Below are 13346 nucleotides of genomic sequence, written 5' to 3'. Positions count from 1 at the left end.
GACTTGAACCCCCGCAGACCCCCAGCTCAGGGGCTCGAAAAGGCATTTATCTGCGGAAACACGTCACTGCAAATCACCGCAGATGCACTGGTTTTCGCGCAGTTTGTGTCCAAACGGTGTCCACGCTCGCCGGCGTCGTCATGTTCGACGGCGAACCCTGGTTCGTGCTCGCCGATCTATGCCGCGTGCTCGAAATCGTCAACCCGCGCAACGTCACTGCACGACTCGACGCCGCCGTCGTGAATACCCTACGGCTGACTGAGGGTATTCGCGGCAACCCGAACGTGACCGTCGTCAACGAAGCCGGCATGTACGAAGTGGTGATCCGGTCGGACAAACCCGAAGCCGTCGCGTTCCGGCGCTGGATCACCGGCGAAGTACTGCCGGCCATCCGTGCGGCATTTGCGCCGATCCCGACATATGCCCGAATCTGACATTTGCACTGGTGACGACATATGTACGACTTTCCGTGTAGCCCTTGGCAATTCGCTATCTGTGAGGTTAGCTTCGGTGCATGACGACCACTATCAGCACCCCGCCGGCGGACCCTGAATCCGCCGCGCTCGACCTCATCGTTCAAGCCGCGGAAGCCGTCGGCGGCACCGCGTTACGTGCCGTGCTGCAAGACCTCACCGGCGCCCTCCAAGTCGAAGGCGCGTTCGCCGGTCTTGTATGGGATGACGCTCGACTCGCCGCCGCGGCGATCGCCTACGACGCGCTCACGGACGACGATCCCGTCGGCTCGCTGCGGATCCGAGCCGGCTCGATGCGTGCCGGCTACTGGGATCGGCATTGCGCCAACCCCGAAGGCATCGCCCAGGCGCTCGACGTCGCCGCGATCGTGCTGGGCGTGATGTGAGCGGCCCAGCACGCCGGCCGTTGCCGCCGGCGTGGGCTGACCTAATCTCGGCTTACCTCAGCGCTGAGGCCGGCGCGGGCCGGTCGCCGGCCACACTCGCGACCCGCCGCGGGCATCTGGCCTACATGGCGCGCGGGCTCCGGTGTGCACCGGTGCGCGTCACGACGGCCGGAATCCTCGCGTGGTTCGGACGGAAGACGTGGAGCATCGAGACACGCCGCGGCCACCGGAACACGGCGGCTTCGTTCTTCGGGTGGGCGCACCGGACCGGCCACCTTCCGACAAACCCTGCGGCCGAGCTTCCGGTGATGCGCGCGGCTGCGCCGGCGCCTCGGCCCGCCCCCGACGCGGCGTGGTCCGCAGCCATCGCCGCCGCGGATCCGCGCGTCGGGCTCATGCTGAGGCTTGGCGCCGAAGCGGGTCTCCGTCGCGCCGAGATATCGCGCGTGCACCGCCGCGACCTCACTCGCGGGCCGGCCGGTGCTGAGCTTCTGGTCCACGGCAAGGGCGGCAAGCTGCGCACTGTGCCGATAGGCGACGACCTGGCTGCGGCGATCGCGAAGGGAGTCCGGTCGGCGAATACCCTACGGCCGACAGAGGGTATTGCCGATGGGCTATGCCAGACATACCCCATCGTCACGGACGGCGGCGATTACCTGTTTCCCGGAGACGACGACGGGCACCTGACACCGCAGCACGTCGGCAAGCTGATGGCCGGCGCGCTGCCCGATCACTGGACCGCGCACACGCTGCGCCACCGATTCGCCACCCGCGCTTACCGCGGATCCCGCAACCTGCGTGCCGTGCAAGTGCTGCTCGGACATTCGAGCGTCGCGACCACGGAGCGGTACACCGCGGTCGACTCCGACGAGATTCGCGCCGCGGCGATGGCCGCGGTTAGCGATTAGCCGGTTCCGCGGCGCCGCGAGTTCGTCGCCGGCCTGGCCGACGCCGGCGTGTCCAACCGCGCCATCGCCGACATGCTGGACGTCGGTCATCAGACCGTTGCCCGCGATCTTTCCAATTGGTCCAAGTGGACCAGTTGACGACAACCGCAAGACGCTCGGTCAGGACGGGCCGGGAGCCGCAGTAAACCGAAAGCACGAGACGCTGGTCTTCCGCCGTTTCCTGCTCGATACCACGTTGCGGCCCGACGGTCACAACCCGCCGCTACCGTAAGAACATGGCGGCGACAGGGTTAGAGGTCACCCTTCACCAGGGCCGCGAGCGGGCAGAGGTATCGCGATTCACCCGCACGCTCGACGAAATCGTGCGCTCGCTACGGGAGATCGACGAGGTCTACATCGCCAACGAGACCCGCGCGACGTGGGTGCTCGCCTCGCTACGGCATCGCCGCGGCAACCTGATCGTGTGCCTTGAGGCGAGGAACGTGCAGGCCAAGCGCGACCTGTCGGACATGCTCGTGCCGGTCCAGGCGCTCGTCGATGGTGCGCACGTTCTACAAACCGAACCCTCCGTGCCACGACTGTTCACCCCGGCCACGGTCAACCGGCTGGCCGGCCTGTCGGTCCCGCGTGACGGCGTTCAGAGCGTATCGCTGGCGACCTACAACGGTGAGCGCGGCGAGAAGGTCGACCTCGACGAGTCGGTCAAGGAGAACGCCGCCGCCGCGGTGAAGCCGTTCGAGATTTCATGGGGCACGGTGACCGGCCGTGTCTTCGGCGTGAAGGAGCTACGCGCCGGCCGAGTGAAGCTCACGATCCGCGACGAGTTGACTCGAGCGGCGATCGACGGTGAAGCGCCGGCGGCCCTCGCCGACGTGGCCGGAGACGTCTGGCGTCACCGCGTCACGCTCGGCGGGAAGATTAAGCGCAATGTTCGCGGACAGGCAATCCGCATGGACGTCGAGCGCATCGAGTCGATGCCCGAAGACGACGCTGGCCGGCCCGCGACGGACGACCTGCTCGGCGCGGCCGCCGAATTGTTCCGAAACGTCACGGTCGACGAGTTCGTAGACAGGCTCCGGGATGACTAAGCCCGAGCCGGCCCCGCTGGTCTACCTCGACACATGCATATACATCGACCTGCTCGCCAGGAATGAGGACGAGCACAAAGAGACCGGGCGGCCAAGGTGGGAAAGCGCAAAAGCCGTCCTCGATGCTGTCAACGCTGATCGGGTGATCCTTGCGGCATCGGCACTGCTAGAAGCCGAGGTGAACTGCATTTCGGTCGTCCGGGACGGCAGCGAGTCGATCAACGAGCAGGTCCGCGGGTGGTTCACCGCCGTATCGACACAGTGGACCGACATCGACAGGTTCCTCGGCCGCGACGCTGCCCGCCTGGCCCGGCAGTGGCAGCAATTCAGTGCACCGAACAAGCGGCTCGGCGGCGCGGACGCCACACACCTCGCGGCGGCCGTTCGGCTCGGATGCAGCTATCTGATGACCCACGACGAGGGATTTCCGATCGGCCAGAACGTCGACGGCGTGCAGGTAATGCGGCCCGCCGAGGTGTGGGAGCGGGATCTGCTCGACGAGCTGGCGGACGCCGATCAGGCCGAGCTCGCCGACGCGACGCCGACCGGCTCGTCGGACAGCGAGTAGCTACGCGTCGCCGCCAGCACGCGCCCGGAGGTATTTCTGGCGCGCCGGCGTCGCCGCGGTTCTGATCGTCAGCATCGTCATGTAGCCGCGCTGCCAGCACGCGGCCAGCGCGAATCGTCCGCGGTAGGGGTTCGCCGCGCCTATCTCGGCGTTCCTGCCCTCGTATAGGGCGCACGTCGCAGCCTGCCGCATATTCACCCGGCCATGATGCAGCGTGCCGGTCCGGTTTGGCGGATCCCATGCCGACGACCGGGGACCGGTGGCGAAGAATGCGGTGGCCTCCCAGAATCGGTCGGTCGCCGCTGCTGATCGTGTGAGAATGCCCGCTATGACGTCCAACCCGACAGAGGCCTCCGCCCACACGCAGAGATCTTGCTTCATCGTGTCACCTATTAGCGATGCGGGAAGTCCGGTACGCCTGCGGAGCGATCACGTCCGCAAGTACATCGTCGGGGAAGCGCTCGAACCGTTCGACTTCACGGTTCGCCGCGCCGACACAATGAATGGGTCGGGGATCATCACCGAGCAGATCGTGACCGAGCTGCTCAATGCCGACCTAGTCGTCGCCGACCTGACCGACCACAACCCCAATGTCTTCTACGAGCTGGCGTTGCGGCATGCCGTCAAGAAGCCGTTCATCCACATGATCAAGGACGGCGAGAAGATTCCATTCGACGTCGCCACGCTGCGGACCGTTTTTTACGACACCACGAACCCAGACAGCATGCATGAGGCGAAGATGTCAGTTCGCGCGGCGGCCAAGGAGATTATCGACGCCGGCGACGATTACAAGGTAATCAGTCCGGTGACAATTTCGATCGACCTCGACAAGTTGAGGAGTTCGGGCGACCCCAATCAAATCGCCCTCGCCGACATTCAGCAGTCCGTGGCGTCGATGGAGAACGTGGTCGAGCGGCTTGTTCTCCGGGAACGACGGCGGCAGGCTCCTCCCCAAGACGCAACGATCGCGAATCTGGCCGATCTGTTCGCACGGCAGACCTCCGAAGGTCGGTTCACATCGGCAGACATGGACACGCTGTTGGAGATGGCGTCACGCGACGAGGCTTTGCGGCCCATGTACAAGCGACTTAGAAACTTTTTGGCGCATAGCCAGGAGGCCTCGCGACTGCGGGATGACGAGCGGCCGGCAAGAGATGGCGAGGACGGCGCTGTCCGGGCCACCCATCGCGGACCGCAGGCGTCATTCTCCGGAAACGTTGACGTGCCCACCCGACGACCAAATCATGTTGCTTCTCAGGATGATTACTGATGGAAGGTGCGGTCGCGAAGTCAATTCTTCCTCGCCGAACGGCCGAAGTGGCACTCCGGGTGGCGTAGCGCGAAGTTGCCGTGCAGGTCGCCTGCGACCCTCGCCGACGACGATGACCACGGCGCCGACCGGATGGCGGGCACGGCCGGCGCTCAGATCATGGACTCGTCCCACGCCGCGTCGGGCGTCGTGGCGATCACCGACTTCGGCGGCCTGGCCGAGTTCGCTCTTGTGGCCGCGTCGATCGCTTGAATCTCGGTGGCAATATCGCGCAGCTGCTTGATCAATGCTGCCAAAGCCGGGCCCGCAGTCTTCGGGTCGTCGATGGTCTCGGCGATCCGATGCTGCAACGCGACCAGCAGCTTTCGCCGATCACCACTCCTCGCAGCATCGAAAACCGACATCGGCGCGGCTTTCCGCGCAGCCCGCTTCGCCGGCGCCTTCTCATCCGCCGCCACAGCACGCAACCTCCGCTCAGTCACGTCACAACTCCCTTCCGCTGGGTATAGAAAAAATCTGGTCGGGGGGAGCAGTGCCTATGCCATGGGGTGCGGCTGTGGGGGCGGGGTGGGGTCACCCGCCCTGGGTGCTGGCGGCCGCTGGCTGGTGCTCACGTCCTGGTCCTCGTCGTCGATTCCTGGGGCCTCGCGGCGGCGCTGCGCCTACGTCAAACGCGCGCCAGCCGCGAGGCTGTGTGTGGGCCGCGGCTACCAGCTGTTGGCGACGCGCTGTTTGAGTTGCTCCTTCTCAGCGCGGGCCTCGGTCTCGCGGTCTGCGTTGAACGTTGCGGCGCGCGACATGAAGTCGCCGAGGGTCGCAAGGTCGAGCGGGATGCCGCAGCGCGCCAGCGTCCACGCATCGACATCGGTCCTCGACTTGTCGGCCAACGCGAACGCCGGGGCGAGGTCCGAATGCCGTGCAGGGGTGTAGATCGCCACGCTGGCGTCGCCGTTGTAGCCGACGCTAGAGATGCTGGCCAGCGAGAAAAAGCCGTTGACTGCCGCTGTCCAGGCCTTCACGGCGACCTGTGCGTGGTGCAGTTTGTCCATGGTGTCGCCGCCTTTGGCGACGGCGGCGGCTGTGTCCGTCAGATCGCTGAGGTTGGCGTCTGCGGCGGCGTCGACGAGCGCGGCCGAATGCGGTCCGAGGGCGTCGGCCCAGTCTTCGAGTATCTCGTCGGCCCAGTCTGCGAGCGCGGCTCTGCGCATCTGGTCGGCGCGGGTTTGGGCGCGGTGGGCGCTGATGTTCTGCGCCGTCAGTGACCGATCCAGCGCGAGCCGCTGGACGGTTTCGTCCGCGTGGTAGTCCCTTCCGTCTGCGATCGCGTCCAGGACCGCTTCGTGCAGCTGGTCGGTCGTGACGGCAATTTGGGCGACTGCGGCTGTGAATGCGTCGACCTCCGCGATTTGTTCGACGTAGCCGGTTGGGAGCGGGATGCCGAGGGTTTCGGCGGTGCGGGTGACGGTCATCGCGTGGGTGTTCGTTGAGAGCATGTGAAGCATTGCGTTGGTTCCTTTTTGGTTGCGTGGTGGGTTGGGCGCCGACGAGTTACCGGCGGTCGAACCAGGGACCTCTGTCGACGGGTTCGGGTTCGGGGTGCCGCCAGCGGCCGACGTTCCTGCCAGGTTTGAGGCCTGGGAGGATGTCGGCGTCGGGGTCCTCAGGTGCGAAGAGGTCCGCGGCGAAGCGGTGCTGCGCGTCGAGTCCGTCGTCGACTTCTGCGCCCTGTGCCTGCCCATGGTCGGATTCGAACAGGTTGTGTAGGGCCTGAACGCCGTCATCGTCGTCGGGTGCGAAAAGTGTTCGTGCGAATGCTTTTTCGTCTTCGCTGGTGGTGCTCATGTGCCCTCCGGGAAAATCCAGCCGTTGACCTTGCGGGCGCCGGCCGCTTCGGCTTTGCGTGTCACTGTCCTTGGCGTGCAACCCCATTCGGCGGCGAGTTGCTTGCTCGTCTTCAAGGCTGACAGGTCGACCCGATCGCGATGTCCGCCCGCGGACAAACGCCTGTTGAGGGCGTCGAGCAGTCGCGGCCATCGGGGCGGGATCTGTTCGCGGCTGACGTTCAGCCGGTGGATCGCGTCGCGGATTACGTAGGCGGCTTCGCCGAGGAGTTGCCGGTCGAGATCGGTCATCTGTTCACGGTGTTCACGACTCGGCCGGCGACGACGCCGCGCGGGCGACGTGTGGGCCGCAGGCCGTCGAGCCAGGCTTCGCAGGCATCCAATGCCGGACACGTCTCACATAGGCGCAGAGCCTCGCTGCGAGCATTCTCGAGTTCGTCCCTGCTGGGTCGACCGTCGACTGGACGCACGCCGACGGTCGCCTCGAATAGATCCGCCTTGCCCTTGCAGCGCGCGCCGGGAAGGTCTGGGATGCCAGCGATCAACGCGGCCATGGACTTCCAGTTCACGGCTTACTCCTCGGGGCCGTCAGATCGTGTAGCGGCTCGGAGAACAGATCCGGTTTGTGGATGGGCTCGGTGATGTCCCGCCCCGATGCCGGCGCCGACGGTGGGCTGTTGTGGTCACACCGGACGGCCGGGTCGATGGGTGTGCCGTCGGGGAGCAGGCGCCAGCCGCAGGGATCGCAATGTCTGCACCGGCGGATCGCGGCGTACCGCGCTTTGCGCCCGGTCTGCTCGATATCGCTGCGGTGGCTCATGCGCTGACCGCGATCATGCGGAAGTTCGGGTGCTTCGGGCAGTCGCTGAGGTCGTCGAGCCGGCCGACCTGATCGCAGTCCCCGCATGCATCGATGGCGTCGCGGATCTGGTTGCGCCGTTGGGCTTCGCGTTCCTGGGCTGTCTGGGCGGATGCCTTGGACGCCTCGCGCGCCCGTCCGCATCCACCGCACGCCGGCGGATTCTCATCGTGAATGTGCTTCGGACACCGCGGGCTGTAGGTCGGTTTGCCGTTAGCTGATTGCAGCGAAGGCGGGGCGGCGCTTCTCCCTTCTTCTTCTAGTTCTTTAGTAAGAGGAAGATTGTTGTGTTTCGCGTCAGCTGCTTGTTGTGTTTCGCCGCAGCTGCTTGCTGCATTCCGCGTAATGCCTTGCTGCATTCCGCGTAATGGCAGCTCAGACCCTTGTTGCATTCCGCGTAATGGGAGGTCAGGGGCTCGATACGCGTGGGCCCGGTCGCCGTAGCGCCTGTCCGCTGGAATCGTCAGTATTTCGTCCGCGCTTTGCAGCTTGGCCAGCGCTCGACGTATCGAATCGCGATGCACGCCGCCGAGCGCTCGGCCGATGTCGTCGTGCGATGCGCACCACCACATTTCGCCGTCGACTATCTTGCGGCCGTCGGTTTCGTCTGGGAACGCGATCACGTATCGGACCAGCGCCAGGATGGCGGCACCGAGCACACCGACGCGGCCGATGTCGGCGGGCCGCACCTTCAGGAACTTGGGCGGCTCCACGGTGCCATCCGCCGATCGACGAGCGCCGTCAATCTTGTTGTCGGACATGCGGGGACTCCGGTGGCACGTAGTCGAGGCAGAACGCACAGGTGTCGCCACGGTCGACGGGTACGGTGCAGTGCTGGCATTGGCCGGTGATGGGTTCCACGCGGGCCTGGTACTCACGCTTGGCGCCGACGGCATCCGTTACGCGGATCGTGATCGCGTTGCCATCGACCTCTACGTGAGCGACCGACTCCCGCGCAGCTACCGGGCCCCCCGATGCCGACAACGGGAACCACGGCGAGCCGGCCAGATGTTGAGCTATCAACTCTGGCTCGGTCATGCCACACCGGTTTGCGTCCGGCGCTGCGATTCGAGGTAGGCCAGAACGTCGCTGCGGAGGTATCGGACGCGCTTGGTTCCAACCTTGATGAACGGCACACCACGACCGAGGTAACGATCCTGGGCTAACGATGCCTCGGTCGTCTGGAAGTACTCGGCCAACTGCTTCGGGGTGACGACCTCCGGTAGGTCCATCGTATTTCTCCATCCGTCATGTAGGTGAAGTCAGCAGAATGTGTTGATTCTGCTGGATTGCCTTGCAAGGAATAGCACACTGATGGATATTCACGCCACAACGCCGTAGCGTGTCGGAAATGACGACAAGTGATGACCAGTCCGATTGGGCAGCGACGGTCACCAAGCGAATCGGCGCCGAAGTTCGGCGGCTCCGCGGCAAACGCTCTGCGCAATGGCTCGCAGAACGGACGACCAAATACGGCTGGGGGATCTCACGGCCTACGATCAGCGAGTTGGAAACGGGTAAGCGCAAGACGGTCACGGTGCAGGAACTCCTGGTGCTCGCGCACGCACTGAATACATCCCCCGTCGCGCTGCTCTATCCCGGTCCTTACGATCGCGAGATTGAAGCGCTGCCCGGTCGTGAACTCACGGAATTTGCTGCAGCGCAATGGTTCTCGGCGCTCGGGTATTGGGCGGACATTCCGCAGGCTCGCAACGACGGCAACGTGTGGCTCAACAACACGCGGGCTCTGCGGTTGTCACGAGAGCTTGCGTCTGCGCAGAGCGCCAAAAGCATGCTGCTGATCCGCGGCGAGTTCGACCGCGACCGTGAGCTGATCACGAACTACGACGATCAGATCCGCAGGCTCGAAGCCGAGCTCGCGGCGTTGCACGACGGCGACCAGGACCACGATGGCGACGATTAAGCGCTACACGACGGCCGCGGGGGAGCGGTGGGAAGTCCGGTACCGGCAGCCGAGCGGAATTACCAGCCGCAAGCGTGGTTTCACCACTAAGCGTGATGCGTCGGCCTGGGGCTCGAAGGTTGAGACAACGAAGGCCGAGGGTGCCTTCGTGTCACCAGCGCGCGGCCGGGTGACGGTCGGCGATCTGTCGGTCGGATGGCTGGCACGGCAGGAGCAGACGCTATCGCCGTCCTACTACCGAACCATCGCTTACGCGTACCCCAAACACGTCGCGGCCAAGTGGGACAGGGTGCCGGTGAACAAGGTCGACATCTTGGACGTGAAAGCGTGGGCCGCGTCCATGACCCGCGACGGGTCCAGTGCGACCGTGGTCAATCGCGCCGTCGGCATCCTGGCGGGCATCCTCGACGACGCGGTCGAGCACCGGGCGCTCGTGTTCAATCCGGCCCGCCGGTTCAAGCGCGGCGAGAAGCCGACGAAGGCCCCGAAGCGCCACGTCTACCTCACCGAGGACGACGTGTGCCGGCTGGCCGAGGAATCCGGCCGCTACGCCGACCTGGTGCTGACCCTGGCGTTCACCGGGTTGCGTTGGGGTGAGGCGATCGCCCTGACCGTCGCCGACGTCGAGTTCCTCAAACGGCGCATTTCGGTGCATCGCAACGCTGTCCAAGTCGGTCAGCAGTTCGAGGTCGGGCAGACGAAGGGCAAGGAGAACCGGATGGTGCCGGTAGCGGCGTCGGTGCTGTCTCGGCTGGCCGTCCGGTGCGAGGACCGCACCGCCGACGACCTACTGTTCCCGGCCCGCGCCGGCGGCTATTTGAAGCGGCCGAGCTATGACTCAACGGGGTGGTTCAACCGGGCGGTCGAGCGTGCCGGAGTGCAGACGATCACTCCGCACGATCTTCGGCATACTTGCGCGAGCCTGGCTGTCAGTTCCGGCGCGAATGTTCTTGCGGTGTCGCGGATGCTCGGCCACAAGGACCCGAGCGTGACGCTTCGGATTTACGCCGATCTGTTCGACAGCGACCTCGACGCGGTGGCCGTCAATCTGGACGCGAGAATTTCGGGCAGTGTCCAAACCGTGTCCAAAGCGCCTGCCGACCGTCGCCGCTCGCGCACCAAAACCGCCGTCTAGCTGCGCTGATGCGCTCGAGAAAATTGTGTCCGAGGGGGGACTTGAACCCCCACGCCCGTTAATAGGGCACTAGCACCTCAAGCTAGCGCGTCTGCCATTCCGCCACTCGGACCTTCCCCTGAAGACCAGCCCAGGGGCGCTTAAGGCTAACGGATCAGTGACCCGAGTCCCAAATGCGCCCGCACGGCTCGCGTGGGGCACCCAAACTAGGCGCTCGGCAGCCGTCCGGCGATCTGGCCGGCGATCGCGCTGGCCGCCGCCGTCGGGCCGTCGAGGCTGCACGCCTCGACGTCCACCGCGACATTGCTGTGCACGGTCAACGCCCGCTGGCAGGCCCAGCGCTGCGGGCTCTGCTGCACCCGCGAGACCGCCAACACGTCATTGCTGGTGCTGGTCTGGCCGACCGACCACACCTGGGGAGGCCCGATCGGCTGGGCGTAGTTCAGTTCGCGGTTGGAGCAGGCTGCCCAGCCGCGCTGCGAGGCAGTGAAGAAATCCGCGGCGGCCTGGGCGCTGGGGAAGGCCACCACCGCCTGTACGGCGTAGTGCGACCACTCCGGCGCGGTCGGCGGATCCCGTAGCACCTGGCCGTGCACGGCCGTCGATCCGCTGCTCGCATAGACGCCCTGTTGGGCCGCACCGGCGATGGCCAGGCAGTTCACGTCGGCGAAGTGGGCGCTGTCGTTCCAGGCCTTGTTGACGTCGGTGGTGACGACGACGTCGTCGCTGGACAGTGCCGCACCCACGTCGGGAGCCGACAACAGCAGGGTCGGTAGAGCATCGGGGCTGGTCAGTGGCACTTTTCCGGCGGGCATCGCGGTCCCTGTCGTGACGGCTGAGCAGCCACTGACCGTGAGGCACAGCGCCGTTGCGAGCACAGGGAGGCGGGGGGTCACCCGGTAAATCAAACCCTATATCGGCGTGTTGCGCGAGTGGTTGAAGGGAAACTTGTGATAATGCCCGACCTCCGCGCCCACGGGCGTGCCGCGCCAGTGGTAGGAAGGGGGACTGTGACTCAACCCGTCGACGAGGTCGTCGATCTCGTCAGCGCCCTGATCCGGTTCGACACCTCCAACACCGGTGAGCTGGCGACCACCAAGGGCGAGGCAGAGTGTGCGCTCTGGGTTGCCGAACAGCTGTCCGCGGTCGGGTATGCCACGGAGTACGTCGAGTCCGGCGCGCCGGGTCGCGGGAACGTCTTCGCCCGCCTTCCCGGTGCTGACCGCAGCCGCGGTGCGCTGCTGATCCACGGCCACCTCGACGTCGTCCCCGCCGAACCGGCGGACTGGAGCGTGCATCCCTTCTCCGGCGCCGTCGCCGACGGCTATGTCTGGGGCCGCGGCGCGGTCGATATGAAGGACATGTGCGGCATGATGATCGCGGTCGCCAGGGGATTCAAGCGGGCGGGCATCGTGCCCCCGCGTGATCTGGTTTTCGCCTTCGTCGCCGACGAGGAGCACGGTGGCACCTACGGCGCACAGTGGCTCGTGGACAACCGGCCCGACCTGTTCGAGGGCATCACCGAGGCCATCGGCGAGGTGGGTGGCTTCTCGCTCACGGTGCCGCACAAGGACGGTGGGGAGCGCCGGCTCTACCTGATCGAGACCGCGGAAAAAGGGTTGTCCTGGATGCGGCTGACCGCCCGCGGCCGCGCCGGCCACGGCTCGATGGTGCATGACGACAACGCCGTGACCGCCGTCGCCGAGGCCGTTGCCCGATTGGGGCGTCACCAATTCCCGCTGGTGTTAAGCGAATCCGTGGAACAGTTCCTCACCGCGGTCGCCGAGGAGACCGGCTACAGCTTCGACCCGGCCTCGCCGGATCTCGAAGGCACGATCGCCAAGCTCGGCGGTATCGCCCGCATCGTCAGTGCGACTCTGCGCGACACCGCCAACCCCACCATGCTCAAGGCCGGCTACAAGGCCAATGTCATCCCGCAGACCGCCGAGGCCGTCATCGACTGCCGGGTGCTGCCGGGGCGCAAGGAAGCCTTCGAACGGGAGATCGACGAACTCATCGGTCCCGACGTCACCCGGTCCTGGGAACGTGACCTGCCGTCCTACGAGACGACGTTCGACGGCGACCTCGTCGGCGCGATGAATGAGGCACTGCTGGCCGTCGACCCGGAAGCTCGGACCGTGCCCTACATGCTGTCCGGTGGGACCGATGCGAAAGCCTTTGCCCGCCTTGGTATCCGCTGCTTCGGATTCATCCCACTGCGGCTGCCGCCGGAGCTGGACTTCGCGGCGCTGTTCCACGGCGTCGACGAGCGAGTACCCGTGGACGCACTGCATTTCGGCGTCCGCGTGCTTGAGCACTTCTTGAAGAACTGCTGACAAAACCGAAAGGAAGCCCATCACATGGCATTTCCCTACAACCCGTACGAGTTTCTGCCGCAGCTCCCCAGTTTCACGCTGACCAGCACCGACATCACCGACGGCCAACCGCTGAACAATGCTCAGGTCAGCGGGATCATGGGCGCCGGCGGCGAGGATGTCTCCCCACAGCTGAGCTGGTCGGGCTTCCCGGAACAGACCCGCAGCTTCGCGGTCACCGTCTACGACCCGGACGCCCCCACCGCGTCCGGCTTCTGGCACTGGGCGGTGGCCAACCTGCCTGCCACCGTCACCGATCTGCCGGCCGGTGTCGGTGACGGCTCGGTGCTGCCCGGCGACGCCGTGACGCTCGTCAACGACGCCGGTATCCGCCGCTTCCTGGGCGCCGCCCCGCCGGCCGGGCACGGCTACCACCGTTACTACGTCGCCGTGCACGCGGTGAAGGTGGAGAAGCTGGAGCTCTCCGAGGACGCCAGCCCGGCCTATCTCGGGTTCAACCTTTTCATGAACTCGATTGCCCGCGCGGTCATTCACGGTACCTACGAGCAGAACTGACCA

At 65.8% G+C, this 13346-nt stretch carries 21 protein-coding genes and 1 tRNA gene; 10 read left to right on the top strand and 12 right to left on the bottom strand.

Annotated features, from left to right (window positions below; genetic code table 11):
* The first annotated feature begins 116 nt into the window (after window positions 1-116).
* The 5 genes from G6N38_RS28990 to G6N38_RS28970 all read left to right on the top strand — a co-directional run bounded on the left by G6N38_RS28990 (window position 117) and on the right by G6N38_RS28970 (window position 3423).
* Window positions 117-434: a BRO-N domain-containing protein gene (locus G6N38_RS28990; RefSeq protein ID WP_246227506.1), complete on the top strand. Its 318-nt coding sequence runs from the start codon at window positions 117-119 to the stop codon at window positions 432-434.
* An 80-nt stretch (window positions 435-514) separates the two neighbouring features.
* Complete coding sequence (locus G6N38_RS28985; protein ID WP_163751524.1) at window positions 515-859, top strand: amino acid aminotransferase; 345 nt, start codon at window positions 515-517, stop codon at window positions 857-859.
* Window positions 856-1767, top strand: a complete 912-nt coding sequence (locus tag G6N38_RS28980; protein ID WP_179968462.1) for a tyrosine-type recombinase/integrase — start codon at window positions 856-858, stop codon at window positions 1765-1767. The genes G6N38_RS28985 and G6N38_RS28980 overlap by 4 nt, the downstream gene beginning before the upstream one ends.
* A 275-nt stretch (window positions 1768-2042) precedes the next feature.
* Entirely contained in the window at window positions 2043-2855 is an 813-nt protein-coding gene (locus G6N38_RS28975; protein WP_163751523.1) for a hypothetical protein, read from the top strand.
* Entirely contained in the window at window positions 2848-3423 is a 576-nt protein-coding gene (locus G6N38_RS28970; RefSeq protein ID WP_163751522.1) for a type II toxin-antitoxin system VapC family toxin, read from the top strand. The genes G6N38_RS28975 and G6N38_RS28970 overlap by 8 nt, the downstream gene beginning before the upstream one ends.
* Here G6N38_RS28970 and G6N38_RS28965 read toward each other — a convergent pair whose 3' ends face one another.
* Window positions 3424-3615 (bottom strand): ribosome modulation factor, encoded by a 192-nt coding sequence (locus G6N38_RS28965; protein WP_197748153.1) that lies wholly within the window; start codon window positions 3613-3615, stop codon window positions 3424-3426.
* Window positions 3616-3751: 136 nt separating this feature from the next.
* Here G6N38_RS28965 and G6N38_RS28960 point away from each other — a divergent pair, with 136 nt between their 5' ends.
* Complete coding sequence (locus G6N38_RS28960) at window positions 3752-4693, top strand: hypothetical protein (RefSeq protein ID WP_163751520.1); 942 nt, start codon at window positions 3752-3754, stop codon at window positions 4691-4693.
* Between the two features lie 152 nt (window positions 4694-4845).
* Here the strand turns inward: G6N38_RS28960 and G6N38_RS28955 are convergent, their stop codons facing one another.
* The 9 genes from G6N38_RS28955 to G6N38_RS28915 form a co-directional block, all read right to left on the bottom strand.
* Window positions 4846-5175, bottom strand: coding sequence for a hypothetical protein (locus G6N38_RS28955; RefSeq protein ID WP_163751519.1), 330 nt, complete (start codon window positions 5173-5175; stop codon window positions 4846-4848).
* A gap of 225 nt (window positions 5176-5400) precedes the next feature.
* A complete protein-coding gene (locus tag G6N38_RS28950) occupies window positions 5401-6186 on the bottom strand; it encodes an aldehyde dehydrogenase (RefSeq protein ID WP_163751518.1) in 786 nt (261 codons plus the stop codon).
* A 55-nt stretch (window positions 6187-6241) separates the two neighbouring features.
* Entirely contained in the window at window positions 6242-6535 is a 294-nt protein-coding gene (locus G6N38_RS28945; RefSeq protein ID WP_163751517.1) for a hypothetical protein, read from the bottom strand.
* The gene (locus tag G6N38_RS28940) at window positions 6532-6825 is read right to left on the bottom strand and encodes a hypothetical protein (protein WP_163751516.1); all 294 of its coding nucleotides are present in this window, start codon (window positions 6823-6825) and stop codon (window positions 6532-6534) included. The genes G6N38_RS28945 and G6N38_RS28940 overlap by 4 nt, the downstream gene beginning before the upstream one ends.
* On the bottom strand, window positions 6822-7103 hold the full coding sequence (locus G6N38_RS28935; RefSeq protein WP_163751515.1) for a hypothetical protein: 282 nt from the start codon (window positions 7101-7103) through the stop codon (window positions 6822-6824). Before G6N38_RS28935 ends, G6N38_RS28940 begins: the two co-directional genes overlap by 4 nt.
* On the bottom strand, window positions 7100-7354 hold the full coding sequence (locus G6N38_RS28930) for a hypothetical protein (RefSeq protein ID WP_163751514.1): 255 nt from the start codon (window positions 7352-7354) through the stop codon (window positions 7100-7102). The genes G6N38_RS28935 and G6N38_RS28930 overlap by 4 nt, the downstream gene beginning before the upstream one ends.
* On the bottom strand, window positions 7351-8154 hold the full coding sequence (locus G6N38_RS28925; protein WP_163751513.1) for a hypothetical protein: 804 nt from the start codon (window positions 8152-8154) through the stop codon (window positions 7351-7353). Before G6N38_RS28925 ends, G6N38_RS28930 begins: the two co-directional genes overlap by 4 nt.
* Window positions 8135-8431, bottom strand: a complete 297-nt coding sequence (locus G6N38_RS28920; RefSeq protein ID WP_163751512.1) for a hypothetical protein — start codon at window positions 8429-8431, stop codon at window positions 8135-8137. The genes G6N38_RS28925 and G6N38_RS28920 overlap by 20 nt, the downstream gene beginning before the upstream one ends.
* The gene (locus tag G6N38_RS28915) at window positions 8428-8625 is read right to left on the bottom strand and encodes a helix-turn-helix transcriptional regulator (RefSeq protein WP_163751511.1); all 198 of its coding nucleotides are present in this window, start codon (window positions 8623-8625) and stop codon (window positions 8428-8430) included. The genes G6N38_RS28920 and G6N38_RS28915 overlap by 4 nt, the downstream gene beginning before the upstream one ends.
* Before the next feature lie 119 nt (window positions 8626-8744).
* Here G6N38_RS28915 and G6N38_RS28910 point away from each other — a divergent pair, with 119 nt between their 5' ends.
* Window positions 8745-9317 carry a helix-turn-helix domain-containing protein gene (locus tag G6N38_RS28910; protein ID WP_246228116.1) on the top strand — a complete coding sequence of 191 codons (573 nt, stop codon included), beginning with the start codon at window positions 8745-8747 and terminating at the stop codon, window positions 9315-9317.
* Complete coding sequence (locus G6N38_RS28905) at window positions 9304-10452, top strand: tyrosine-type recombinase/integrase (protein ID WP_163751509.1); 1149 nt, start codon at window positions 9304-9306, stop codon at window positions 10450-10452. Before G6N38_RS28910 ends, G6N38_RS28905 begins: the two co-directional genes overlap by 14 nt.
* A 26-nt stretch (window positions 10453-10478) precedes the next feature.
* On the opposite strand, the gene G6N38_RS28900 is transcribed toward G6N38_RS28905, so the two are convergent.
* A tRNA-Leu gene (locus tag G6N38_RS28900) sits at window positions 10479-10564 on the bottom strand.
* Window positions 10565-10658: 94 nt separating this feature from the next.
* Complete coding sequence (locus G6N38_RS28895; RefSeq protein WP_163751508.1) at window positions 10659-11267, bottom strand: sensor domain-containing protein; 609 nt, start codon at window positions 11265-11267, stop codon at window positions 10659-10661.
* A gap of 141 nt (window positions 11268-11408) precedes the next feature.
* Here G6N38_RS28895 and G6N38_RS28890 point away from each other — a divergent pair, with 141 nt between their 5' ends.
* Together G6N38_RS28890 and G6N38_RS28885 are read left to right on the top strand one after the other, a co-directional pair.
* Window positions 11409-12788 carry a M20/M25/M40 family metallo-hydrolase gene (locus G6N38_RS28890; RefSeq protein WP_246227503.1) on the top strand — a complete coding sequence of 460 codons (1380 nt, stop codon included), beginning with the start codon at window positions 11409-11411 and terminating at the stop codon, window positions 12786-12788.
* 24 nt (window positions 12789-12812) lie between these two features.
* A complete protein-coding gene (locus tag G6N38_RS28885; RefSeq protein WP_163751506.1) occupies window positions 12813-13343 on the top strand; it encodes a YbhB/YbcL family Raf kinase inhibitor-like protein in 531 nt (176 codons plus the stop codon).
* Window positions 13344-13346 lie beyond the last annotated feature (3 nt).

Source organism: Mycolicibacterium helvum, from assembly GCF_010731895.1.
Lineage (GTDB): Bacteria > Actinomycetota > Actinomycetes > Mycobacteriales > Mycobacteriaceae > Mycobacterium > Mycobacterium helvum.
The sequence above is the reverse complement of the archived record's forward strand: the minus strand, read 5'-3'. Positions and strand labels throughout refer to the sequence as shown.

Excerpts from the sequence above, each read along its gene's own strand:
- G6N38_RS28925 (WP_163751513.1), bottom strand. The coding sequence starts at position 8,154 with ATGTCCGACAACAAGATTGACGGCGCTCGTCGATCGGCGGATGGCACC.
- G6N38_RS28920 (WP_163751512.1), bottom strand. The coding sequence starts at position 8,431 with ATGACCGAGCCAGAGTTGATAGCTCAACATCTGGCCGGCTCGCCGTGG.
- G6N38_RS28950 (WP_163751518.1), bottom strand. The coding sequence starts at position 6,186 with ATGCTCTCAACGAACACCCACGCGATGACCGTCACCCGCACCGCCGAA.
- G6N38_RS28965 (WP_197748153.1), bottom strand. The coding sequence starts at position 3,615 with ATGCGGCAGGCTGCGACGTGCGCCCTATACGAGGGCAGGAACGCCGAG.
- G6N38_RS28945 (WP_163751517.1), bottom strand. The coding sequence starts at position 6,535 with ATGAGCACCACCAGCGAAGACGAAAAAGCATTCGCACGAACACTTTTC.
- G6N38_RS28970 (WP_163751522.1), top strand. The coding sequence starts at position 2,848 with ATGACTAAGCCCGAGCCGGCCCCGCTGGTCTACCTCGACACATGCATA.
- G6N38_RS28930 (WP_163751514.1), bottom strand. The coding sequence starts at position 7,354 with ATGAGCCACCGCAGCGATATCGAGCAGACCGGGCGCAAAGCGCGGTAC.
- G6N38_RS28895 (WP_163751508.1), bottom strand. The coding sequence starts at position 11,267 with ATGCCCGCCGGAAAAGTGCCACTGACCAGCCCCGATGCTCTACCGACC.
- G6N38_RS28910 (WP_246228116.1), top strand. The coding sequence starts at position 8,745 with ATGACGACAAGTGATGACCAGTCCGATTGGGCAGCGACGGTCACCAAG.
- G6N38_RS28885 (WP_163751506.1), top strand. The coding sequence starts at position 12,813 with ATGGCATTTCCCTACAACCCGTACGAGTTTCTGCCGCAGCTCCCCAGT.
- G6N38_RS28940 (WP_163751516.1), bottom strand. The coding sequence starts at position 6,825 with ATGACCGATCTCGACCGGCAACTCCTCGGCGAAGCCGCCTACGTAATC.
- G6N38_RS28985 (WP_163751524.1), top strand. The coding sequence starts at position 515 with ATGACGACCACTATCAGCACCCCGCCGGCGGACCCTGAATCCGCCGCG.
- G6N38_RS28915 (WP_163751511.1), bottom strand. The coding sequence starts at position 8,625 with ATGGACCTACCGGAGGTCGTCACCCCGAAGCAGTTGGCCGAGTACTTC.
- G6N38_RS28905 (WP_163751509.1), top strand. The coding sequence starts at position 9,304 with ATGGCGACGATTAAGCGCTACACGACGGCCGCGGGGGAGCGGTGGGAA.
- G6N38_RS28890 (WP_246227503.1), top strand. The coding sequence starts at position 11,409 with ATGCCCGACCTCCGCGCCCACGGGCGTGCCGCGCCAGTGGTAGGAAGG.
- G6N38_RS28975 (WP_163751523.1), top strand. The coding sequence starts at position 2,043 with ATGGCGGCGACAGGGTTAGAGGTCACCCTTCACCAGGGCCGCGAGCGG.
- G6N38_RS28960 (WP_163751520.1), top strand. The coding sequence starts at position 3,752 with ATGACGTCCAACCCGACAGAGGCCTCCGCCCACACGCAGAGATCTTGC.